Genomic DNA, 23,884 nt, shown 5'->3' with positions numbered 1-23,884 from the left:
ATTTAGATGCATTTACATGTTAATTATCAACCCTGCAAATCAGAGAAATGTCATGAAGCTGTTTACCGCATCTGCCCTCGTCTTGGCACTGGCCACACCAGTCCTTGCCGAAACCTATCACTTTGATCAAAGTCACACCGAAATCCGATTCTACTACAACCACGCGGGACTGACCGAACAATCCGGCGAATGGACCGCCGTATCCGGCACGGTCGAGTTTGACCCTGAAAATGTCACCGCAACCAGCGCGGATATCACAATCGACGCCTCAAGTGTCGAAACCGGTTGGGGGCCGCTCAACGATCACCTCAAAAGCGGTGACTTCTTCGATGTCGAAGCTTACCCAAACATCAAATTCGTCTCGACCTCGGCGGTGCAAACCGGTGCAAGCACCCTGCAAATGATCGGTGATTTGACAATCAAGGATCAGACCAAGCCCGCAACGCTTGAGATCGACCTGACCTTCATGGGCAAACATCCCCTGGCCGGATTTTTCGATTATTACAAAGGTGACTGGGTTGGGGTCGAAGCTGCTGGCCAGCTTTTACGCAGCGAATACGGCGTCGGGATGTTTGCCCCGGGAACGTCAGACTTGGTGCAGCTGAAAATCTCGGCCGAAATGCGCGCCGGCGGCTGGGAGTAACTACCAGCGCCCCGTTGCCGCCTGGACCATCAGCGACAGGCGGCGGCGGATTTCACCCGGCCCAAGGGTTCCAGAGGCGACCCTGTCCGGGCGCGCAATAACCTGTTTTAGAACCAATTCAGTTTGCCAACCGGCATGCAACGCGGCAGCAGCTTTTGCCGAAACCGAGTGTCGTTGAGTACGTGCCCGTTTCAAACGCCCGTACGCTTTTTCAGCCAGACGCTGAACACCCGCAGGCGTGCCATCCAGCAGCGGAATTCGCCCACGCGCTTCCAGATCCGGAATGGCGCGCAACCAGTTGGCGACCCCAACGGCATAGCCAAAGTCCCGCACGACATCCTCATCCGCCGACCCCAGCGCTTGTGCCGCTACCACCGTGAGCGTGCCCGCGCTGTGGTTTATGTACGCGTCGAAATGATCTTCGTCCTCGAACGGGTCGCGATAGATATCCCAACGCCTTACGGCCACATATTCATCCATCATCGACGCAAGATGAGGGGACAAGACACGCGACAGCGGCGTAACGATCTCATGCCGACGCACGGTTGGACCTTCGGCAATCTCTTGCAAAGCATCGCGCCACCATTGCAGGCGCATCTCGGCAATCATCGGCTCTTGCGTCACCCAGGGTGCCCGGGCGACCTCGATATTTAACGCATAGATCGGAAACAACACCGCCCTGGCGGACACTGGTGCCGCCATGGCCGCCATGAACCGGTCGGGATCGGCTCGATGCAACAGCGCGGCACAGGCCTTGACGTCATCGTCAAAAGGCGCACTCACTCGGCGACTGCCGACTGTGGGCCGCAATCACGCACCAGTTTCCATTGGATCGCGTCCAGCAACGCCTCGAACGAGGCGTCGACTATGTTCGCGCTGACGCCAACGGTGGACCACCGGCGCCCCTGCCCGTCTTCACTATCGATGATGACGCGGGTCACGGCCTCGGTGCCGCCCTGCGTGATACGTACCTTGAAGTCGACCAAGTGCATATCATCCAATATCCGCGAATACTGCCCCAGATCCTTGGCCAGCGCCTTGGCCAGCGCGTTCACCGGACCGCGGTCACCGCCGGACCCATCCAGAGACTCGCTGACCGACAGCTTCTTTTCACCATCGACCTTCACCACAACAACCGCCTCGGACAGGCTGACCATCTTGTTGTACTTATTCTTGCGCCGTTCAACGGTCACCTTGTACCGCTTTACCTCAAAGAATTGAGGCAGTTGACCCAGTTCGTCCCGCGCCAGCAGCTCAAAGCTGGCCTGCGCGGTGTCGTAGGAATAACCTTCCGCCTCACGCAACTTGATCCGTTCGAGGATACGGCCCAGGGCCGGGTCACCGGGTTCGACCGACAAACCGGCCTCGATCAAGCGCTGGCGCAGGTTCGACTGCCCCGCCTGGTTCGACATCGGAATGATCCGTGTGTTCCCAACCGACGCCGGATCCACATGTTCATAGGTCGTCGGGTCCTTAAGGATCGCGCTGGCATGCAGCCCAGCCTTGTGCGCAAAAGCCGACGCCCCGACATAGGCTGATTGCTTGCTGGGCACCCGGTTCAGGATCTCGTCCAGCATGCGGCTGACGCGAGTCAGACCCGCCAGGGCCTCGACACTGACGCCGATGTGAAAGTTCGATGAATAAGGTTCTTTTAGCAGCAGCGTCGGGATCAAAGAGGTCAGGTTCGCATTTCCGCAACGCTCTCCCAATCCGTTCAAGGTTCCCTGAACCTGCCGCGCGCCCGCATCGACAGCCGCCAAAGAACAGGCCACTGCATTTTCCGTATCGTTGTGGGTATGGATACCCAACCGGTCCCCCGGCAGGCCCGCCGCGACCATCTCGGACACAATCCGCGACACTTCCGCAGGCAAAGCCCCGCCATTGGTGTCGCACAAAACAACCCAGCGCGCACCGGCATCCATCGCGGCCCGGCAGACCTCAAGCGCATAGGTTGGATTGTCCTTGTAGCCATCAAAGAAATGCTCGGCATCAAACAGCGCCTCGCGCCCCTGCGCTACGATATGTGCAACAGAGGCACGGACGTTCTCGACATTCTCCTCAAGCGAGATGCCAAGCGCATCCGTCACGTGATAATCGTGCGACTTACCCACCAGACAGACCGCCCGCGTGCCCGCGTTCATCACCGCCGCCAAAACATCGTCATTCTCAGCCGACCGGCCCGACCGTTTGGTCATCCCAAAGGCCGTCAAGCAGGCTGACGTTTTGGGAGCCGCATCAAAAAACGCGCTGTCCGTCGGGTTCGCCCCCGGCCAGCCGCCCTCGATATAGTCCACGCCCAACTCGTCCAGAGCCTGCGCGATCTGCGCCTTCTCAGCGGTCGAGAACTGCACACCCTGTGTCTGCTGCCCGTCGCGCAGAGTAGTGTCGTAGAGGTAGAGGCGTTCTTTAGTCATCATACGCCCTCCAGCTTGGCCGCATCGAACCCGGTGCCCGGAACCAGTTCGACCCCGTCCTTACTCATGCGTACTTCCAGCCCTGCTGCAACATAGGCCGCTTTCAGACGGTCAACCTCCGAGAAGTCCTTGTTCTGCATTGCACTCGCGCGGGCATCGGCCAACCGATCTGCGTGAGACGACAGGTCCACCGACGCTGTGTCAGCCCATGCTCCCATTTCTGACAACAATAGGCCCAGCACCTGTGCGCTCGCCAACAATCCCGCCGCATCACCATCTGCAGCCAAACGGTGCAACTCTGTGAGCGCGCCCGCAGTGTTCAGGTCATCGCTGAGTGCAGCGACCACAGCAGGCGCAGCGCTGGCGGCGGGCTCGATGCCCGCTGTCAGCGCCCGCCATTTGCGCAGCGTCGCCTCAGCCTCACGCGCCTTTTTCTCGGTCCAATCCATCGGCTTGCGATAATGCGTCTGCAGGAAGACTAACCGGATCACCTCGCCCGGCACGCCCTGCTCCAGCAAGTCATGTACGGTGAAGAAGTTGCCCAGCGATTTGGACATCTTCTTGCCTTCCACCTGCAACATCTCATTATGCAACCAGTACCGCGCGAACTCACCGTGCGGATGGGCGCATTTGCTCTGCGCGATCTCATTTTCATGATGCGGGAACATCAGGTCGTTTCCGCCGCCGTGAATATCAAAGCTCTCACCCAGCAGCTCATAGCTCATGGCCGAGCATTCGATGTGCCACCCCGGACGACCGCGACCCCAAGGCGAGTCCCACCCCGGCAACTCATCGGTCGAGGGCTTCCACAGCACGAAATCCATCGGGTTCCGCTTGTAAGGCGCAACCTCAACCCGGGCACCGGCAATCATGTCATCCACCGACCGACCAGACAAAGCGCCGTAGTGCTCCTTCCAGCTGTCAACCGCGAATAGAACGTGCCCTTCGGCTGCGTAGGCGTGACCCTTCGCGATCAAATCCTCAATCATCGCAACCATTTGCGCGATGTACTGAGTCGCACGCGGCATCTCGTCGGGCTCAAGCGCGCCCAACGCACCCATGTCGTGCAGATACCAGCCGATGGTTTCATCCGACCGCTCCTGCACCAACTGCTCCAGCGTGCCCTCAGCACCCGCCTTCTGGCGTGCCAGCGCGGTTGCGTTAATCTTATCATCCACGTCGGTGAAATTGCGCACATAGGTCACGTGATCCGCGCCGTAGACATGGCGCAGCAATCGATAGAGCACGTCAAAAACCACCACGGGCCGCGCGTTGCCCAGATGGGCGCGATCATAGACCGTAGGTCCGCAGACATACATCCGCACGTTATCGGCACTGATCGGAACGAAATCTTCTTTCGCCCGTGTCCGTGTGTTGTGCAGTTTGATTGTCGTCATCGGTCGGCTCCTAAAGACAGCAAATGCTTGCGCTTGGCGCGGGCTTAGCAACTTGTCTCAGGGATGAAAACGAAAGAAACCGGCCCGCTTGATAAATCAGCAGGTAATGCAGCAGATAATGATGCAGGTCATACGGTTCATGTCCTCCCCCTAGCATGGACAACGCGTTCAGCCAAGACTTGAGTTCAATCTCAAGGTGGCGCACCTTTTCGGCCATGAGCCGAGAATTTGTCAATTCCATCTGCCGCACGTTTCCAGGCGCTGACCTTTCCGACCCTTGGGGCGGAGGCCATGATGCCTGGAAGGTTGGCGGCAAGATGTTTGCCTGCATCGGCACCGCCAACGATGGCGTGTCCGTCAAAACGCCTGATATCGAGACAGCTCAGATGCTGATCGAAGCAGGCGTCGGTACCAAAGCCCCCTATTTTCATCACAGCTGGATCCGCCTGCCGTTTGGCTGTGACGAGGATGAGATGCGTCATCGGCTGGCCACATCCTACGATCTGGTGCGGTCTTCCCTGACGAAAAAAGTGCAGTCCACTTTACCCCCACGAAGCTGATTGACATTTTCCAATGCCTCTGGCCCATTCTGCGCTGAAGACAAGATCGGAGCGTGCCATGAAACTGTCGCAGCGTATCACTCATCTGACCGGAGGTGGCAGTGATGGGTGGGATGTATTTTACCGCGCGCGCCGGATGATCAGCGAAGGGCACGTCATTACTGAACTCACCATTGGTGAGCATGACATTCGCACGCACCCGACCATTCTGGATGCCATGGATCTATCGGCACGTCAGGGAAACACCGGCTACGCTGTGGTGCCCGGGTCTGATTTGCTGCGCGATACTGTTGCCGCGCGCATTCAGGGCCGCACTGCTCAGAAGACAAGCCGAAACAACGTGTTGATCACCCCGGGCGGCCAATCTGCCCTTTTTGCTGCCCACGTGGCGGTGTGCGATCCCGGTGATGTCGGTCTGTATCTCGATCCCTATTACGCGACATACCCCGGCACGATCCGGGGCGCCGGTGCGACAGCCCGGGCCATCCAGACCACCGCCGAGGATGCATTCCAGCCGCGCGCGCAGCAGATCGATGCGGCGGCAGATGGTGCGGTTTCGCTATTGATCAACAGCCCGAACAACCCCACTGGCGTCGTATATTCGCGCGAGACACTGAACGGTATCGCAGGTGTCTGCCGTGACCGCGACCTGTGGCTGATCTCAGATGAAGTTTACGACACGCAGGTCTGGGAAGGTGAGCATATCTCACCACGTACCCTGCCCGGAATGGCCGAGCGTACCTTGGTCGTTGGTTCGATGTCCAAGTCACACGCGATGACCGGGTCCCGATGCGGTTGGGTGGTCGGCCCTGAAGAGGTGATCACCCATCTCATCAATCTGGCAACGCACACAACTTACGGCGTGCCCGGGTTCATTCAGGACGCCGCCAGTTTTGCTTTGAGCGCGGGTCATGATCTTGAAGAGGAAATCGCTGCCCCGTTCCGGCGTCGTCGCGCATTGGCGGTCGACATTATGGCTCAACAAAACATCGTCGGCCTGGTGCCCGCGCAGGGTGCGATGTACCTGATGCTGGACATTCGGGCCACCGGGATGAGCGGCGAGGACTTTGCCAACGCGCTGCTGGACACTCACGCAATTGCTGTCATGCCGGGTGAAAGTTTTGGCGAGGCGGCGGCAGGTCACGTGCGCGTTGCTATGACAATTGACGACGACCGCTTTGCCGCAGCACTCAGAACGATCTGCGAATTCGCAACCGGCTTGGCGGAAAGTCACGCGGCGGAATAGACGGCCTTAAAACCGGAAGGTTGTACGCAGGTTGAACACGTTGGCGTCAATATCGCCCTGGCTTCGTGTGACGTCGTTAAAATTCTGTCGCAAGGCCTCACCACTGATGACGAAATTGTCGCCGATGGGATAGGCAATTCCGATGCCGTACACTGCAGCGGTGTCATTTTCCGGTGACGCATCCAATCGGGCCGCGCCCACGACGACATAGCCCAAGGCCGGTCCGAAATCATAACCACCGCGCAACTTAAGGCGGGTCAGACTGTCCACGCTGCCTTCACCCTGCCCCAGATCAAGCGAGAGCCGGTTGTACTCCAACTCACCGCCAAGAACGAAATTACCGAAGTCATGATCATAACCGACAAGCGGGCCAAAAGTCGTGTCGTTTCCGCCAGAGCTATTTGGGCCATCAACATCCGCATAGCCAAAGCTGAAGCCCGCATACGCCCCTGTCCAATCCTCTGCATATACCGGTGCAATGCCGATTGTCAGGCAAGTGGTCATGAGGGCCATCAGGGCTTTCATCAACCTCTCCAAAATTCCTTGTAGCGCGCCCACCAAACGATAGGCTTCATCACATAAAACTTGGTCTGCAATCGTTAAAAATCCATTGAGATCACGGACCACTCTTAAATAAGTGATAGAAGCTTAACAGAATTTCCCACATTCGGGAGAAAACTTTACCCCACGGCAAGAACGTGATGCCGACAGGGCACAACACTTCGTTTTTGGCCCCTCAGGTCGCAAACAGGACAGATTGTGCACCCTCGTATTGAGAGAGTTCACATCACCAAATGAGGACCCGCATGCAAAGTGACGTTTGGAAGATTCGCCTGATCAGCCGTACCATTGGTGCGGATCGTGGGCGTGCCGCACGGGGGCGGCCGGTTGTGGTCTGAGTACACTAACCCTGAACGTACTTTTTCGACCGGACCTTAAATTATGAACGAACAAACCCGAAATTCATCGCGCAGCGGCGGGCGTGCCGCGCGCCGTGCAGCCCGTGCCACAGCGCTGCCCGAACATCTGCGTCCGATTCGCCCCGGCATGGAGGGCGGAACGCTGAAAGTGCTGACCCCGGCGCAGATCGAGCGTATTCACCAAGCCGCGCTGACCGCGCTGGAAACCATTGGTCTGGCGGACGCCCCACAAAGCGGGATCGACTATCTTGTCGGCGCTGGCTGTATCTTAGGTGACGACGGGCGTATCCGCTTCCCGCGCGCTTTGGTGGAAGACACAATCGCCAAGGCCAATCGCTCGGTCACTTTGCATTCCCGGGACGGCAATTCCGATCTGGAACTATCGGGCAACCGCGTCCACTTTGGCACCGCCGGGGCGGCCGTCAGCATGGTTGATGTGCACGGGCAGGAATATCGGGATTCGACCCTTCAAGACCTGCACGACGCGTCCCGAATCTGTGAACAACTTGAAAACATTCACTTTGTTCAGCGCCCAATGGTGTGCCGCGACATTGCGGACAACCTTGAGATGGATTTGAACACGGTCTACGCCACCACATCCGGCACGTTCAAACATATCGGCACGTCCTTCACCGAACCCAGCCATGTTGCCCCTGCGATTGAGATGCTGCACATGATCGCTGGTGGCGAGGATAAGTGGCGAGAACGGCCCTTTATGTCGAACTCGAACTGCTTTGTAGTTCCGCCGATGAAATTCGCAACCGAAAGCTGCGAAGTCATGGAGGAATGCATCAAGGCGGGCATGCCCGTTCTGCTGCTATCGGCCGGAATGGCCGGAGCCACCGCGCCTTCGACAATCGCCGGTGCTATCGCGCAGGCCACCGCCGAATGCCTGGCCGGGTTGGTTTATGTAAACGCCGTAAGTCCCGGCGCCCCCGCGATTTTTGGCACCTGGCCCTTTGGCCTTGATCTGCGCACAGGTGCGATGTCCATCGGTTCCGGTGAACAGGCACTGCTGACCGCGGGCTGCGCCCAAATGCACCACTTCTACGACCTGCCGGGCGGCGCGGCCGCCGGTGCATCGGATGCGAAACTGCCCGACATGCAAGCCGGGTGGGAGCAGATGTGCTCGAACGTCATGGCCGGGCTTTCGGGTTTGAACATGGTGTATGAGTCCGCGGGCATGCATGCCTCGCTGCTGGGATTCTGCCACGAAAGCCTGATCCTCAGCGATGACCTTATCGGGCAAGCGCAACGCTGTGTACGTGGTATCGAAGTGACGGACGAAACGCTGGCACTGGATCAGATGGCCGAAGTCTGTATCGGCGGACCGGGTCACTATCTGGGAACCGATGCAACGCTGAGCCGCATGCAGGCGGACTATGTCTACCCGACTTTTGGCGACCGGTCGTCCCCGAAAGAATGGGTGGAAATTGGCAAACCCGATTTGATCGAAAAGGCCGTGAAACGGAAGGAAGAGATCCTTGCGACGCCGTCTCCGGCCAGATTCGATCCGCTTTTGGATGCCGAGTTACGCAGCAAATTCAACATTTACTTGCCCGCGTAACCCATTGAAATACGGCGGCCCGTGGGGGAACGGGCCGCCGATGTCGTCGCGATTTTAGCCGTTGCTGGGCGGCAGCAACCCTGCTTCCTGCGCGACGGCAATTTCATCTGCGTCCAGCGACCCGTCGCCGTTGGCGTCCATCGCCGAGAAACCATCGGCGTCAACCTCGGGCAGAACGGCCTGAACCTCTTCTATGGTCAGAACTCCGTCGCCGTTGGTGTCCGCCGAGGACTGCGCAGCAGCCATCGCCGGCAGGCCCAATACGAATGCGGAAATGATTGCCAGGTTTTGCGGTTTCATTGTGATGCCTCCTAAGTGGTATTGTCTGTGTTTTCGTCCGGACAGGCACCACAGACACCAAACCGATGAACGTCGTCACCCCAACGCGGCAACACGCCCTGTTTCGCGCCATTCTCCGCGTGTTTGTCCGAGTCGCATCTGCAATCAACCGCTGGGCGAAATGTACAATTCACGTTTCGGCGGTTCTTGCCCGATGCGCCTTTGCAGTTCCGGCAAGGCCCTGCCTAATTCACCGACTCGGAGGCGCAAAAAGAAAGGGGGCCGAAGCCCCCTGTCAGTTTCGCCATCCAGGCTCCATTCGTTGACCGCCCGGTGTTTTGTTTGCCTGCGGCCTGGACGTCGCATGGAACGAGCGCACCCGTCCCGTGAGAGAGTGGGAAAGAGCAAATATTCCGCCCCACCCTGTTCCCGGTCGACACGGGCATGTCGACCGAGTGGACCAAGGCGTATTTGGTAAGTCTCAACGCCTTGTTCCGTGTTCGTCGGGATCGGACATCCGAGGGGAAACCCTGATCCCTACACCCCGCCTGACGGGGCGTTTTCCTTAGCTACACCCGCTGGTCGCCCCGCAGGTGTTGCACTTCATGCAGGTGCCATTGCGCACCAGTGTGTAATTTCCGCATTCGCCGCAAGGATCGCCCTCGTACCCCTGCATCTTGGCCTTGGTCCGTGCGTCCATGCCCGTGGCAACGGCAGTTTCCGCAACCGGAGCTTCAAATTGCGCAGCCGGTTCTGCCATGCCGTTCACTTCCGGTTGGCCGCCGTTGAACACCACAAGATCCTGCGGCAGACGTTTGCGCAGGTAACCGGTCGAACTGATTTGCTTTAACACTTCCAAGGACTTGGACGCTGCGCTGTCACTGATCTCTGATACGTTGGACAGACCATCTTCTTCGCCTCGACCCAGATCATCAAATGTGGCACCTTCGGGTTTCACATGGGCAAGATCGGTACGGTCCAGATAGGACACCGCCAATTCGCGGAAGATGTAATCCAGGATCGACGTCGCGTTCTTGATCGAGTCATTGCCCTGCACCATCCCTGCCGGTTCGAACTTGGTGAAGGTAAAGGCGTCGACGAATTCTTCCAGCGGCACACCGTATTGCAGGCCAACCGACACTGCGATGGCAAAGTTGTTCATCATCGCCCGGAAGCCAGCGCCTTCCTTATGCATGTCGATGAAGATCTCGCCCAGCTTGCCGTCTTCGAACTCACCCGTCCGCAGATAGACCTTGTGGCCGCCCACGATCGCTTTCTGGGTATACCCTTTACGGCGATGCGGCAGTTTCTCACGATGGCTGCGGATGATTTCCTTGACGACAACCTTCTCAATAACCTTTTCAGCGAGAACGACGGCTTTTTCATGGGCCGTGCCGCTTTCCAGGACCTCTGCCGCCTCGTCATCATCCTCGACCAGTGCGGCTGCCAGCGGCTGCGACAGTTTCGAACCGTCACGATACAGTGCATTGGCCTTCACACCCAACGACCAGCTGAGTTCATAGGCTTTCTGGCAATCCTCGATGGTCGCGTCATTCGGCATGTTGATCGTTTTGCTGATCGCACCCGAGATGAAGCTTTGGGCCGCGGCCATCATGGTGATGTGGCTATCAACCCCAAGGAAACGCTTACCTTTCTTGCCGCACGGGTTGGCGCAGTCAAAGATCGAATAGTGCTCTTCCTTCAGGTGCGGCGCGCCTTCCAGTGTCATGGTTCCGCAAACGTGGTCGTTCGCCGCGTCGATATCTGCCTTGGTAAAGCCCAGATGGCGCAGCAGATCGAAGGTCGGATCATTTAGCTTGGTCGCCGGGATGCCCAGAACGCCGGTGCAGAAATCCTCGCCCAGTGTCCACTGGTTGAAGACGAACCGGATATCAAAGGCGCTTTCCAGTGCGGCATCCACCTTGGCCAGCTCATTTGGGCCAAACCCGTGACCGGTCAGCGAGGTGTGGTTGATCCCCGGCGCGTTGCCGATGGTGCCGTGACCAACCGCGTAACCCACGATCTCTTCAATCTGAGACGAGGAATAACCCTGCTTCTCCAGCGCCGACGGCACCGAGCGGTTGATAATCTTGAAGTAACCGCCACCCGCGAGCTTCTTGAACTTCACCAGAGCAAAGTCAGGCTCGATCCCGGTCGTGTCGCAATCCATGACCAGACCGATTGTACCGGTTGGTGCGATCACAGTGGCCTGCGCATTGCGGTAGCCGTTCTTTTCGCCGAGGCTCAGCGCTTCATCCCAAGCGGACATGGCAAGATCGATCAGACGCTTATCCGGGCAGTTGTCGTGATCTAGAGGCACCGGCTTGACCGCCAGTTTCTCATAACCCTCGGTCACACCCTGCGACGCACGGCGATGGTTACGGATAACGCGCAGCATGTGGTCGGCGTTGCGCTCATACCCTTTGAACGCACCCAGCTCACCTGCAATCTCGGCCGAGGTCGCATAGGCCACACCGGTCATGATCGCGGTCAGCGCGCCACAGATCGAACGCCCCTCGTCCGAGTCATAGCTGTAGCCCATGTTCATCAGAAGACCGCCAATATTGGCGTAACCCAGACCCAAGGTGCGGAAGTCATAGGACAGTTGCGCGATTTCCTTGGATGGGAATTGCGCCATGGTCACCGAGATTTCCAGCGTCAGTGTCCACAAACGCGAAGCGTGCATGTAGTCCGCCGCCTGAAACTCACCATCCTTAAGGAAGGTCAGCAGGTTCATTGACGCCAGGTTACAGGCCGTGTCATCGAGAAACATGTATTCCGAGCAAGGGTTCGAGCCGCGGATGGCGCCGTCTTCGGGGCATGTGTGCCATTCGTTGACGGTGTCATGAAACTGGATGCCCGGATCAGCACAAGCCCATGCCGCATGGCCGACTTTCTCCCACAGATCGCGCGCCTTGACGGTCTTGGAAACCTTGCCATCCGTCCGGTTGATCAGTTCCCAATCCGCATCTTTTTCAACTGCGGTCAGGAATGCGTTGGTCACACGGATCGAGTTGTTCGAGTTCTGGCCCGAGACCGAGCTGTAGGCTTCCGAATCCCAATCCGTATCGTAGGTCGGGAACTCGATGCTATCGTGGCCCTGCTTTGCATAATCAAGCACGCGCTTGATATAAGTCTCGGGGATCGCAACCTTTTTGGCCTCGCGAACCGCTTTCTTCAAGCTGTCATTCTTGTTGGGATCATACGCATCGTCCTGCGCACCATCCCATGAGCGGATGGCATCGAAAATGCCGTTCAGCATCTTCTCGTGCATCTTCGATCCGGCAACGATCGAGGCCACCTTCTGCTCTTCGATCACCTTCCATTCGATGAATTTCTCGATGTCTGGGTGATCGGCATCGACGATTACCATCTTTGCTGCTCGACGGGTCGTTCCGCCTGATTTGATCGCGCCAGCGGCGCGGTCGCCGATCTTGAGAAAGCCCATGAGACCAGAAGACTTGCCGCCACCTGACAGTGCTTCGCCTTCTGCGCGCAAGTGGCTGAAGTTGGTCCCGGTCCCCGAGCCGTATTTAAACAGGCGCGCCTCGCGCACCCATAGATCCATGATGCCGCCTTCGTTCACCAGATCATCATCAACGGACTGGATGAAGCACGCGTGCGGCTGCGGATGTTCGTAAGCGGATTTCGATTTGGTCAGCTTGCCGGTTTTGTAGTCGACATAGTGGTGACCCTGCGCAGGACCGTCGATTCCATAAGCCCAGTGCAGACCGGTGTTGAACCACTGCGGGCTGTTCGGCGCGGCGCGCTGTGTCGCCAGCATATAACGCATCTCGTCAAAGTAAGCGCGCGCATCTTCCTCGGTCGAGAAATAGCCACCTTTCCAGCCCCAATAAGCCCAGGCTCCTGCAAGGCGGTCAAAAACCTGCTTCGAAGACGTCTCACCATCAAATTCTGCGCCATCGGCGGGGACCGAACGCCACAGGAATTCGGGGACGTCTTTTTCCTTAACTTTCTTCAGCTTGGACGGGACGCCTGCTTTGCGGAAATACTTTTGCGCAATGACGTCGCTGGCAACCTGGCTCCAGCGCGTGGGCACTTCGATGTTGTCCAGGCGAAAAACGATGGTGCCATCCGGGTTTCGGATCTCAGACGTTGCTGAGACAAAGTCCAGTTCCGCATAAGCGTCCTGCCCCGGTTTCGTAAATTTCCTGTCAATCTTCATGTCCGCACGCCCTAGATTCAATCAACTTGTCTTTCAGCGTCAGGTCCTTAGACGCGGACCGATCGCCATGCCGTATAAAATTGGGCGCAATAGACCAGCCGCTGCATTCCGCAGCGCAAAACCGATCAAACGGTTGCACGTTACTATGATGTGCTTTCCGACCCTCGCCCTGTGCCCTATTCTGGTTTTGATACCAGATTTTGTGGCAACCCTTCCGGCCCATACAACTTGGCGTATCCACCCATAGATCGTCAACGCCATTTTTAGGTCATTTTTGATATCTTTTGTGTTGACCCATTTCTGACAACTTGCTTCGGGACACCCTGTTCTGATTCCTCCACAGGTTCATCCACCACGTGCGCACGTCGATTCCCAAAACCTGCGGGTAAATTAACTGTGTTTCCCGGCACAGTTATCGGAATTTGATAATCTAACGCTAAGGTGTCTACGTTGAATGAGAATCACGAAGCGGTCATTTTGAACCGCGGCGCTGGGTAAACCGCCGGGCGCGATCACTCAAAGGGGAGCGGACAGATGTCGTTGTTACGTTTAATTCCGATTCTGGCCCTGATCGTGGCCTGTACACCACAAGATGTGCCCCCACCGGCGCGCAGCGCTCAATTTGACAGCTACCCCAAAAAACTGTTCGACACGTTCGAGATCAGTTGCGACGGCCCGGGCGAGCGCTTTGAAAAAACCGGGAATCGGGTATTTGAATGCACCGAGTTTCTGCCCCCGGACACAACCGCGTTTCTGATTCTCAACTATGACGGATACCCTCAGGACCTGCCCAAAAGCGTGATGCGGCTGACAACGACCAAGAACAACTCGGGCTACCGTGTCGATGCCGAGCTGTATTTCAACGTCCCACGCAAAAGCGGCCCGTCGGTCAAAGTACCAGTGGAAAGCGAAACGCTGGATAAGGCGCTTGGCGCGCTTTACCAAGCGTTGGGTGGATCGCCAACATAAGTGGAAGAAGTGGTCGGGGCGGCAGGATTCGAACCTACGACCCCCTGTACCCAAAACAGGTGCGCTACCAGACTGCGCCACGCCCCGAACCGTGCGCCTTCCTAACCATGCCAATCTGATTTGAAAAGCCCTAACAGGACCAAATTGCAGGACCTTGCGAAAAAATTTCGTGCCGCATGACGGTTCCGGGCTTAATTGAGTAGCGCGCGGCGAGTCCCGCGTTGATTTCGAGAACCGCAAAGACGGAATCGCCACCTTCGATTGGTGTCAGATCACCGGGAATCGCACCTTGATGAACATGCGTCACGGTCCCAGCCCTATCGATGAAAATGATATCCAAGGGAATCAGTGTGTTCTTCATCCAGAACACCACCGGTTGCGGCGGGTCAAAAACGAACAGCATGCCCGAACGGTTTGGCAGCGACTCGCGGAACATCAGTCCACGCGACCGATCCTGCGGGCTAATCGCCAATTCGATATTGAATCGGATCTGCGCCGAGTCGTTCTTGATGTCGATCTGATCAGGCTTGCACGCAGCCCAGGTCATTCCGGACCAAAGCAACAAAATCGCTAATAGACCCGGAAGAAACTTAGGCATGAATCACTCAGTCGTCCAAAGCAGCTTCCCAGGCCAATACCTGAGCCGCCATACGTCCACGCTTGCCACTAATGACACGCATCGCGAGGGCCTCGCCCGGCTGCAGATCCGACAGGCCAGAGCGGCGCAGCACTTCGATATGCAGGAACACGTCTTCACCGCGGCCAAAAACATTGGCAAACCCAAAGCCTTTGCCTTTGTCGAACCATTTGACTCGCGCGGCCTCTAGCGGGGCAGCGGCGATCTCAACAGGATCAAGCTCGGCAAAATCAGCCAGCATCATCGTCTCCGTCCGGGCGGGCGGATCGACACTGATGACCTCAACCGCCTGAACACCACGGTCCGTGCGATGGGTCATGATTTCTATGCCCGCACCATCCGCGACCGAACTTTGGCCGAAATTGCGCAACACATTGACATGCAACAAAATATCCGGACCGCCCTCATCAGACACAACAAATCCGAATCCCTTTGCAGGGTCGAACCATTTCACGTGTCCACGGACGCGGTACATGTTGTTCAGATCTTCTGGCACGGCGTTCCCATCGCGAAAATTGTCATTTCGTTAAGGGTCCGATGTGTATGGGAATGGCGCGCAAATTCAAGCTGAAAAAACCTTTTGTTTTCGGCCTCTTGCATTTCACGATACGCGAACGTCATGGATTCAACCTCTGTATCTGCCAGTCGGAACCCACTTGATCCCGCTGCCATCGGAACCTGTCGTGCAACCGAAAGGCCCCATCGGCCCAGAATTCGATTTCGGTTGGCACCAGCCGATAGCCGCCCCAGAACGGCGGGCGTGGCGGGTTCGGGCCCAACTTGGCTGTTACCTTGGCCACCTCGGCCATCAGAACCGAGCGACTGCTGAGAGGCTGAGACTGCTTGGACGCCCAGGCCCCCAATCGGCTTTTTAGCGAGCGGGACGCATAATACTCATCTGCCTGCGGCCCGCTTTCTCTGGTTATTGTACCACGAACTCGGATTTGCCGCCGCAGAGATTTCCAATGCATCACAAAAGCAGCTTTTCCGGCGCTGTCCAACTCGGCCGCCTTGGCACTTTCGTAGTTGGTGTAGAACACAAAAGCCGCCGGTTCGATCTCTTTCAGAAGAACCATGCGCACATTCGGCATGCCGTCCGAATCGACGGTCGCCAAAGCGATCGCATCCGGATCGTTCGGTTCATTCTCTTTGGCCTCAGCCAGCCACCGCCCCGCTATTTCAAACGGATCGGTGCCGGCAAATATGCCGCTACGTTCGCTCATTCCCATCCCCTGGAAACTAATAAAGTCCACCCTAGGGCGAGAACCCGCCACGGGCAAGAGCGCGCGGCCTTGATGCAGCGCACCCAATGGCATAAACCATCCCAACATAACGCGAAGACAGGCGGAGAACCAAACATGTCAAATCAGTTGATGGCCGGCAAACGCGGCCTCATCATGGGACTGGCCAATGATAAATCAATCGCATGGGGAATAGCCCGTGCTTTGTCCGAATCCGGAGCAGAGCTGGCTTTTTCATATCAAGGCGACGCACTTAAGAAACGCGTTGATCCACTAGCGGCACAGCTTGGCAGCGAAATTGTTCTGCCCTGCGACGTCAGTGACGAAGAATCGATTGATGCGCTCTTCACATCTTTGGAAGCGAAATGGGGCAAGCTGGACTTTGTTGTTCACGCCATCGGTTTTTCGGACAAGAACGAACTTCGGGGCCGCTACGTCGACACGTCGCGTGCGAACTTCAAACTGACCATGGACGTGTCGGTCTATTCCTTCACCGCTGTGATGCAACGGGCCGAGAAGATGATGTCCGAAGGCGGCAGCGCAGTAACCCTGACCTATTATGGCGCTGAGCAGGTGATGCCGCATTATAACGTGATGGGTGTCGCCAAAGCCGCACTTGAGGCATCAGTCAAATACTTGGCCGAGGATCTGGGCAAGGACGGTATCCGCGTGAATTCGATCTCGGCCGGTCCGATCAAAACGCTGGCCGCGAGTGGTATCGGCGACTTCCGCTATATCATGAAGTGGAACGAGTATAACTCGCCCCTGCGCCGTAACGTGACCATCGACGATGTCGGCAAATCAGCACTGTATCTGCTGTCTGACCTCAGCAGCGGCGTGACGGGTGAAAACCTGCACGTGGATTCGGGTTATCACATTGTCGGCATGAAAGCCGTCGACGCACCTGACGTCGAAAAGGGATAAAGACATGAGCGCCAAGGATCGTCTGCCCCACGAAAAAGGGTTTCACATCAGCTGGGATCAGATTCACCGTGATTCCCGCGCCCTGGCTTGGCGTTTGGACGGGCAAGGCCCCGATGACGGCGCATGGCGCGCAGTTGTGGCCATCACCCGTGGCGGTATGGCGCCTGCGATGATCGTCAGCCGCGAGCTGGACATTCGCACCGTCGACACGATCAGCGTGCGCTCGTACCACCATCAGGACCAAGGCGAAGCCGAGGTTCTCAAAGCCCCCGATGCCCATCTGATGGGCGACGGCGAAGGTATACTGATCATCGACGATCTCGTCGACAGCGGCAAAACGCTGGAGCTGGTGCGAGACTTGTACCCCAAGGCGCATTTCGCGACAGTTTACGCCAAGCCCAAAGGTCGCCCGATGGTGGACACGTTCATCACCGAGGTCAGCCAGGATACCTGGATCTTTTTCCCGTGGGATATGGCCCTGCAATATGTCGAGCCCTACCGCGGGACCGACTAAAAGACCTCCCTCAACCCACAAAGAGTGAGGCAAAGCCTTACAAAGGACAGGCCCGTCATGACCCAGTCCCGTACCACCGCGACATTTGTGCCTCCGGTCATGGAGGCGCGGCGCTGGTTGGAGGGGGTGGAGTTTCCTGATAACCGTCCCCTGATCAACGTCAGCCAAGCGGCCCCAGTCGATCCACCGCCGCTGGCGCTGCGCGAAGCGATTGCCAGCTTTGCCGTGACCGAAGACAGCGCCCATCTTTACGGGCCGGTTCTGGGCAATCCAGCCCTGCGAACTGAACTCGCCTTTCAGATCGGGTCACACTATGACGCGCAGGTGTCCAGCGATCAGGTGGCAATCACCTCGGGCTGCAATCAGGCATTTGCGGCTGCGATCACAGCGATCACCGATCAGGATGCCGAGGTGATTGTTCCGACGCCCTGGTACTTTAATCACAAGATGTGGCTGGACATGGCCGGGGTTCGGACGGTGGATCTGCCAACCGATGACGCCCTGCTGCCCGATCCGGACGCAGCCTGTGCTCTGATCACCGACAAAACCCGCGCCATCGTTCTGGTGACCCCGAACAATCCCGGCGGAGTGGAATACCCTGCCCCTTTGGTGCGCGCATTCTTTGATCTTGCGCAGGAGGTCGGCATCCGGCTGATCGTGGACGAAACATATCGGGATTTCGACAGCCGCAGCGGCCCACCGCATGACCTGTTCGCACAGCCTGACTGGGATCAAACCCTGATCCACCTCTATTCCTTTTCCAAAGCATACAGGCTGACCGGCCACCGTGTCGGTGCTATTGCGACAGGCACCAACCTGCTATCCGAGATTGAAAAGTTTCTGGACACGGTCGCCATCTGCCCAAGCCAGATCGGCCAACACGCAGCCCTTTGGGGAATGCAGAACCTGTCGCAATGGCTGGCAGGAGAACGGGATGAGATCCTCGACCGCCGCGCCGCAATTGCCGAGCTGTTGCCAAGCCTGACGGACAAAGGTTGGCGGCTATTGGGTCTGGGCGCTTATTTCGCCTATTTCGAACACCCGTTCGATATCCCATCCGACGAACTGGCCCGGCGATTGGTTCCTGAGGCGGGCATCCTGCTGCTGCCGGGAACAATGTTCATGCCCTATGATGATGCAGCCGGAAAACGTCAGGTTCGTATCGCATTTGCCAATCTGGACCGCGTCGGATTGGGGCAATTGTTCGAACGGCTGGGCGCTCTGTCCTTCTGAGCTTGCTCCCCGACGGTGCGCGTCGTATTCAGGGCCGCAACCGACGGGGCAGTTACCTGCCGAAAAAGCACGAAGAGGGCACTATGGCCGCAGGCATGAAAAACCTATCAAAGACCTTTGTCTGGATTCTCATGGGCCTTTTGATGCTCGGACTTGCAGGGTTTGGCGCAACCAGCCTCTCTGGCACCGTGCGTTCGGTGGCCCAGGTCGGGAACGAGGATATCTCGGTTGATGACTATGTCCGCGAGCTGCAGCGCGAGATCCGCGCGGTTGAACAACAGACAGGCCAGCCTTTGCAAATGTCGCAGGCCATTGAGTTTGGTCTGGATCGTCTTGCCTTGTCGCGCCTGACGGCTTTAGCAGCGCTGGACAATGAGGTCGGTTTGCTGGGCATCTCGATCGGTGATGAGAACCTGCAGGAAGAAATTGTTGCGATTCCGGCTTTTCAGGGCGTCAACGGCACATTTGACCGCGACGCGTATCAATTCCAACTGGAACAGGTCGGCATGTCCGATACCGAGTTCGAATCGGACCTGCGCAAGGAAACATCCCGCACAATCGTGCAGAGTGCCGTGGTTAGCGGTGTGAAGATGCCCGAAACCCTCACGCAGGTGTTGACCGACTACGTTGGTGCCCGCCGAAGCTTCACCGTCGCAACTTTGGCGCCTGACGCCCTGCCCGCACCTGTTGCCGCCCCGACCGACGAGCAGGTCCAAACGTTTTATGACGAGAACACCGAGCTGTTCACCCTGCCTCGCACCAAAAAGCTGACTTATGCGATCCTGTCACCCGAAATGCTGCTCGACGATGTGGAAGTCGACGAGGATTCGGTAAAGCGTTTGTACGAACAGCGCGCAGCTGAATTCCAACAGCCCGAGCGTCGCCTGGTCGAACGCCTGACCTTCCCGGATCAGGACGCAGCCCAAAACGCCATGGCCCAGCTAGAGGTTGGCGGTAAGACCTTCGAGCAACTGGTTCGGGATCGCCAGCTTGAGCTCAGCGATATCGACCTTGGCGACGTCACCCGCGAGGATCTGGGCGAAGCCGCCGATGGTGTCTTTGCTGCCGATTTGGACGCTGTTGTCGGCCCGCTGCCTTCTACCTTCGGACCGGCACTGTTCCGCATCAACGGATCGCTTGCCGAAAACAACACGTCGTTTGAAGATGCCGCCCCTGCCCTGCGCGAAGAATTGGCAGCCGATCGCGCCCGCCGCCAAATTGAAGCCCAGGCCGAGGACATCAATGACCTGCTGGCCGGCGGCGCGACTTTGGAAGAACTGACGTCCGAGACCGAAATGGAGCTGGGCCAGATCGACTGGACCGCGCAAACCGGTGAAGGCGTCGCCGCCTATGACGAGTTCCGCAGTGCAGCCGAAGCCGTGCAGGATGGCGATTTTCCTGAGGTAGCGTTTCTTGAAGATGGCTCGATCTTTGCCCTGCGCCTGAATGAGGTTCTTGAACCCCGGCCGGAACCGATTGAGTCTGCACGTGACCGCGTTGTTGCCGCCTGGACCCAGGCCGAAACCAACAAGGCGTTGGAAGAACAGGCAAATGCTGTTCTGGAGCAGGTGCAGACCGACGGTGACTTTGCCGCAACCGAATTGCCGTTCCGGGTAGAAAACGCCCTGACCCGCACGGCCTTTTTGGAAGATGTACCTGCAGACTTCATGACTCAGGTCTTCGAAATGGAACAAGGAGATCTGCGCGTCATTCCCGGTGCCGGAACCGCGTTTATCGTGCGTCTGGATGAACTGTTGCCGCCTGCCGAAACAGATGAACTGCGTCAGGTGCAAGCGGCCCTTACCGCCCAGTTGGACCAGGCTTTGGCCCAGAACATCTTTGATGCGTTTGTCCGCGATGCACAGGTCCGTGCCCGTCCCGTCGTAGATCAGCAGGCCCTGAATGCTGTTCAGGCGAGCTATTAAAAGAGACTGAATATGGCGCTGACCCCCGACTTCGACAGCTTCGCCCGCGCCTATGAGGCAGGCGAGAATCAGGTTGTCTACACACGCTTAGCCGCTGATCTGGACACGCCGGTTTCCTTGATGCTCAAGCTGACAGGCGCGCAGAAAGACGCGTTCATGTTGGAATCGGTCACCGGTGGTGAGGTTCGTGGCCGCTATTCGATCATCGGGATGAAGCCGGACCTGATCTGGCGGTGCCAAGGCGAGACGTCCGCGCTGAACCGCTCGGCGCGGTTCGACCCGGATGCGTTCTCGCCCCAAACGGGCAACCCTATGGATAACCTGCGGGCGCTGCTGGCGGAAAGTAAGATCGACCTGCCGGACGATCTGCCCCAGGCCGCTGCCGGGCTGTTCGGCTATCTCGGCTATGACATGGTGCGGCTGGTGGAATACCTGCCCGACGTGAACCCCGATCCGCTTGGCCTGCCTGATGCCATCATGCTCAGACCCTCGGTCATTGCAGTGCTGGACGGCGTTAAGGGCGAGGTTACGGTTGTGTCACCTGCATGGGTCAGCGAGGGCCAGTCGGCCAAGGCTGCTTATGCACAGGCCGCAGAACGTGTCATGGACGCGGTGCGCGATCTGGAACGCGCCATGCCCGCCGAGACGCGCGATCTTGGCGATGCGTCCGAGGTCGCGGCGCCGGTGTCGAATTTCACTAAGTCCGGCTATTTAGAAGCGGTCGAAAAGGCCAAGGAATACATCCGCGCGGGCGACATCTTTCAGGTTGTTCCGGCACAGCGCTGGACTCAGGACTTTCCGCAGCCTCCCTTTGCGCTTTATCGTTCGCTTCGGCGCACGAACCCGTCGCCCTTCATGTTCTATTTCAACTTTGGCGGCTTTCAGGTCGTGGGCGCCAGCCCCGAGATTCTGGTCCGCGTTTTCGGAGATGAGGTCACGATCCGCCCCATCGCCGGCACTCGGCCACGCGGCGCGACCCCCGAAGAGGACAAGGCCAACGAGGTTGATCTGCTGGCCGACAAGAAAGAGTTGGCAGAACATCTGATGCTGCTGGATCTGGGCCGCAACGACACCGGGCGCGTGGCAAAGATCGGCACTGTGCGCCCTACCGAAAAGTTCATCATCGAACGCTACAGCCACGTGATGCACATCGTCTCCAACGTTGTTGGTGAGTTGGCCGAAGACAAAGACGCACTGGATGCCTTCTTTGCCGGAATGCCTGCGGGCACCGTTTCAGGCGCGCCAAAGGTCCGCGCTATGGAGATCATTGACGAGCTCGAGCCCGAAAAGCGCGGCGTTTATGGCGGTGGTGTGGGGTATTTCAGTGCTGGCGGCGACATGGATATGTGTATCGCCCTGCGTACGGCCATCGTGAAAGACCAGAAGCTCTATATTCAGGCAGGCGGAGGCGTGGTCTATGACAGCGACCCCGAGGCCGAATTTATGGAAACCGTCCATAAATCGAACGCCATTCGGCGTGCGGCTGCAGACGCGGCCCGGTTTACTGGCTCTGGCAACACTTAAGGAATTGCGGCTGACCTGATGGTCAGCCGTTTTTCATTATCAGCCTTACTGAGCTTCTTGCGTCATGACCGCTGAAATCGGGGCCATGGCCACGCGGCCACCGCGATCTTCCAGTCCCCATAGCAACAGGGCCGAGATCGTGTCCGGGCGCAGCCGTCCCAACATGACGACAGTTCCCTGCTGACCAGCCCGGAACGCCGCCTGATCCAAGAAACGTCGCATGATCGTGGGGTCCTGACGGGCACCGTCGATGTCGCGAAAGATGACCCCGGAAGGGATGCCGTTGCGCGCGGCCAGTTTCTGTACGGTGTTCAGGCCATTATCCTGAGTGATAAGCCCGCGCCCGGTATCACCGGCAATTGCAGCCACCTGATCGGCCAATTTGCGGTTACCTTGAATGCCGGTTCCCACGCCTTCCAGAATACCAACGGTTTCCGGCAGAGTGTCCAGCCACACAGCCATCGAAACCTCAGCATCTTGCGCGCTGGCCGCCTTGGGCAAATCGGCAAGCGCCAGAACCTCGAAACCCGCTGCGCGATGGCGGGCCATTTTTTCGGCCGCATCAGGGTCAGACGGGCTGACAGCAAAGCTGAGCGGATACGGGAAATCCTTCAACGCCTCGGCTCCAAAGGCCCCTTCATCATCAATCAGAATGATCGACATTAGCGGTTTGGCTTCGGGGTTTTCGAACTTGGCGGCATAGGCATCAATTGGCTTACCGGGCAGAAGTATCGCGGGTTGCTCATCTTCGGAGACCGGCGCGTCATCGCGTTCAGTCAGCGGGACGACTCGTTTGCCAACGGTCAAACCGTCGGTATCCGTTTCTTCACCGCCGATCTGCGGGACCGCCGCGATCCGGGGCAGCTTCTTAAGCTGCGGGTCTTCTTCCCCTTCTACGGCAATCGGGTTGTTCTCAAGTGGATCGACCTCAGGCGTCTGCGGTTCGATTGCCGTGGGTTCGGGCTTCGGCTCGGGTTCATTTTCTGTTTCGATGATTGCCGGCAATGCCTCTGCGACTTCAGGCTGGGTCTCAGCAACTTCGGGCTGCACCTGTTCTACTTCCGGCTCGGGCAGTATTTCCAGAACCTCCGGCGCAGGCTGCGGCTCAACCTCAACGATGGTTTCTTCTTCCTTGAGTGCAACCGGCGGCTCGGGCGCGGTTTCCGAGATGATCGGCTCACCTTCGGTACTGGGCAATGGCTGCAATTGCGCAGGCGACTGCGGCACAACCGGTGCCTCGTTTGATATGGTTACCTCAGCCGTGTCAGGTATTTCGACCCCTTCGACCTGCGTGACAGCCTCACTGATCGTCGGCTCAGAGTCTGGCACAGTCTCCACGTCCGCCAGTCCGGCAAGATTGTCCGTTTGATCCCCGGAAGCATCGGATGCCACCGGCGGCGCGGTCACCAGATCGGCATCTGCCACCGTCTCGGCCGCTTCGGTGCTGACCTCGGGGGCCGCCGCCGGTGCAGGCTCGGGCGCCTCGGCGTTCACAACCGGTTTTCGGGTCAACGGGGTATTCAGGGATAGTACCGCACCAAGCAGACCAACAACGACCGCCCCTGCGATCATCCCGCCTAGAAATCCGCCCATCTTAACTGCCTCTCGCCTTCATCCTGCTTCGATCGCCTCAACGCCGTTTACCGCGCCTTTGGCCTGCGATTGCGCCCTGAACAGGATGTCCTCTTGACGCTGCCCCGCAAGC

General features: G+C 58.0%; 20 protein-coding genes and 1 tRNA gene. 10 read left to right on the top strand and 11 right to left on the bottom strand.

What is annotated here, in order from left to right; translation table 11 throughout:
* Positions 1 to 52 precede the first annotated feature (52 nt).
* On the top strand, positions 53 to 643 hold the full coding sequence (locus tag AC2FGC_RS00900; RefSeq protein WP_496781291.1) for a YceI family protein: 591 nt from the start codon (positions 53 to 55) through the stop codon (positions 641 to 643).
* Here AC2FGC_RS00900 and AC2FGC_RS00895 read toward each other — a convergent pair whose 3' ends face one another.
* Genes AC2FGC_RS00895 through cysS form a run of 3 tightly spaced genes read right to left on the bottom strand, consistent with a single transcriptional unit; the run spans position 644 to position 4,454 of the window.
* Positions 644 to 1,426: a squalene/phytoene synthase family protein gene (locus tag AC2FGC_RS00895; RefSeq protein ID WP_496764713.1), complete on the bottom strand. Its 783-nt coding sequence runs from the start codon at positions 1,424 to 1,426 to the stop codon at positions 644 to 646.
* Positions 1,423 to 3,057 (bottom strand): citramalate synthase, encoded by a 1,635-nt coding sequence (cimA, locus tag AC2FGC_RS00890; RefSeq protein ID WP_496781290.1) that lies wholly within the window; start codon positions 3,055 to 3,057, stop codon positions 1,423 to 1,425. Before cimA ends, AC2FGC_RS00895 begins: the two co-directional genes overlap by 4 nt.
* Positions 3,057 to 4,454, bottom strand: coding sequence for a cysteine--tRNA ligase (cysS, locus tag AC2FGC_RS00885; protein WP_496727148.1), 1,398 nt, complete (start codon positions 4,452 to 4,454; stop codon positions 3,057 to 3,059). Before cysS ends, cimA begins: the two co-directional genes overlap by 1 nt.
* Before the next feature lie 215 nt (positions 4,455 to 4,669).
* Here cysS and AC2FGC_RS00880 point away from each other — a divergent pair, with 215 nt between their 5' ends.
* On the top strand, positions 4,670 to 5,014 hold the full coding sequence (locus tag AC2FGC_RS00880) for an MmcQ/YjbR family DNA-binding protein (protein ID WP_496727150.1): 345 nt from the start codon (positions 4,670 to 4,672) through the stop codon (positions 5,012 to 5,014).
* A 58-nt stretch (positions 5,015 to 5,072) separates the two neighbouring features.
* Positions 5,073 to 6,260, top strand: a complete 1,188-nt coding sequence (locus tag AC2FGC_RS00875) for a pyridoxal phosphate-dependent aminotransferase (protein ID WP_496727151.1) — start codon at positions 5,073 to 5,075, stop codon at positions 6,258 to 6,260.
* A gap of 6 nt (positions 6,261 to 6,266) precedes the next feature.
* Here AC2FGC_RS00875 and AC2FGC_RS00870 read toward each other — a convergent pair whose 3' ends face one another.
* Entirely contained in the window at positions 6,267 to 6,785 is a 519-nt protein-coding gene (locus AC2FGC_RS00870) for an outer membrane protein (RefSeq protein WP_496727152.1), read from the bottom strand.
* A gap of 417 nt (positions 6,786 to 7,202) precedes the next feature.
* Between AC2FGC_RS00870 and AC2FGC_RS00865 the strand changes: the two genes are divergently transcribed.
* Complete coding sequence (locus AC2FGC_RS00865) at positions 7,203 to 8,747, top strand: trimethylamine methyltransferase family protein (RefSeq protein ID WP_496781289.1); 1,545 nt, start codon at positions 7,203 to 7,205, stop codon at positions 8,745 to 8,747.
* Between the two features lie 54 nt (positions 8,748 to 8,801).
* Here the strand turns inward: AC2FGC_RS00865 and AC2FGC_RS00860 are convergent, their stop codons facing one another.
* Positions 8,802 to 9,047: an EF-hand domain-containing protein gene (locus AC2FGC_RS00860; protein WP_496727154.1), complete on the bottom strand. Its 246-nt coding sequence runs from the start codon at positions 9,045 to 9,047 to the stop codon at positions 8,802 to 8,804.
* Between the two features lie 544 nt (positions 9,048 to 9,591).
* Positions 9,592 to 13,212, bottom strand: coding sequence for a vitamin B12-dependent ribonucleotide reductase (locus tag AC2FGC_RS00855; RefSeq protein WP_496781288.1), 3,621 nt, complete (start codon positions 13,210 to 13,212; stop codon positions 9,592 to 9,594).
* 534 nt (positions 13,213 to 13,746) lie between these two features.
* Between AC2FGC_RS00855 and AC2FGC_RS00850 the strand changes: the two genes are divergently transcribed.
* A complete protein-coding gene (locus AC2FGC_RS00850) occupies positions 13,747 to 14,181 on the top strand; it encodes a hypothetical protein (RefSeq protein WP_496727156.1) in 435 nt (144 codons plus the stop codon).
* A gap of 10 nt (positions 14,182 to 14,191) precedes the next feature.
* Here the strand turns inward: AC2FGC_RS00850 and AC2FGC_RS00845 are convergent.
* The 4 genes from AC2FGC_RS00845 to pdxH all read right to left on the bottom strand — a co-directional run bounded on the left by AC2FGC_RS00845 (position 14,192) and on the right by pdxH (position 16,041).
* Positions 14,192 to 14,268, bottom strand: a tRNA-Pro gene (locus AC2FGC_RS00845).
* A gap of 43 nt (positions 14,269 to 14,311) precedes the next feature.
* Entirely contained in the window at positions 14,312 to 14,779 is a 468-nt protein-coding gene (locus AC2FGC_RS00840; RefSeq protein ID WP_496727157.1) for a DUF192 domain-containing protein, read from the bottom strand.
* A gap of 7 nt (positions 14,780 to 14,786) precedes the next feature.
* On the bottom strand, positions 14,787 to 15,293 hold the full coding sequence (locus AC2FGC_RS00835) for a cold-shock protein (protein WP_496727187.1): 507 nt from the start codon (positions 15,291 to 15,293) through the stop codon (positions 14,787 to 14,789).
* A gap of 142 nt (positions 15,294 to 15,435) precedes the next feature.
* Complete coding sequence (gene pdxH / locus AC2FGC_RS00830) at positions 15,436 to 16,041, bottom strand: pyridoxamine 5'-phosphate oxidase (protein WP_113790196.1); 606 nt, start codon at positions 16,039 to 16,041, stop codon at positions 15,436 to 15,438.
* Positions 16,042 to 16,176: 135 nt separating this feature from the next.
* On the opposite strand from pdxH, the gene fabI reads away from it, so the two are divergent.
* From fabI to trpE, 5 genes are all read left to right on the top strand, one after another.
* Positions 16,177 to 16,983, top strand: a complete 807-nt coding sequence (fabI, locus tag AC2FGC_RS00825) for an enoyl-ACP reductase FabI (protein ID WP_496781287.1) — start codon at positions 16,177 to 16,179, stop codon at positions 16,981 to 16,983.
* A 4-nt stretch (positions 16,984 to 16,987) separates the two neighbouring features.
* Positions 16,988 to 17,497 (top strand): xanthine phosphoribosyltransferase, encoded by a 510-nt coding sequence (gene gpt, locus AC2FGC_RS00820; protein ID WP_496727159.1) that lies wholly within the window; start codon positions 16,988 to 16,990, stop codon positions 17,495 to 17,497.
* Positions 17,498 to 17,554: 57 nt separating this feature from the next.
* Positions 17,555 to 18,730, top strand: a complete 1,176-nt coding sequence (locus AC2FGC_RS00815; protein WP_496781286.1) for an aminotransferase — start codon at positions 17,555 to 17,557, stop codon at positions 18,728 to 18,730.
* 83 nt (positions 18,731 to 18,813) lie between these two features.
* Positions 18,814 to 20,655 carry a peptidylprolyl isomerase gene (locus tag AC2FGC_RS00810; protein ID WP_496781285.1) on the top strand — a complete coding sequence of 614 codons (1,842 nt, stop codon included), beginning with the start codon at positions 18,814 to 18,816 and terminating at the stop codon, positions 20,653 to 20,655.
* Positions 20,656 to 20,667: 12 nt separating this feature from the next.
* A complete protein-coding gene (gene trpE, locus AC2FGC_RS00805) occupies positions 20,668 to 22,179 on the top strand; it encodes an anthranilate synthase component I (RefSeq protein ID WP_496727162.1) in 1,512 nt (503 codons plus the stop codon).
* Between the two features lie 45 nt (positions 22,180 to 22,224).
* On the opposite strand, the gene AC2FGC_RS00800 is transcribed toward trpE, so the two are convergent.
* Positions 22,225 to 23,772 (bottom strand): divergent polysaccharide deacetylase family protein, encoded by a 1,548-nt coding sequence (locus tag AC2FGC_RS00800; protein WP_496781284.1) that lies wholly within the window; start codon positions 23,770 to 23,772, stop codon positions 22,225 to 22,227.
* Positions 23,773 to 23,884: the final 112 nt, after the last annotated feature.

It is taken from the genome of Ruegeria sp. CDSC054 (assembly GCF_059610645.1).
Note: the sequence above shows the minus strand (reverse complement) of the source record. Positions and strands in the feature narration are given on the sequence as shown.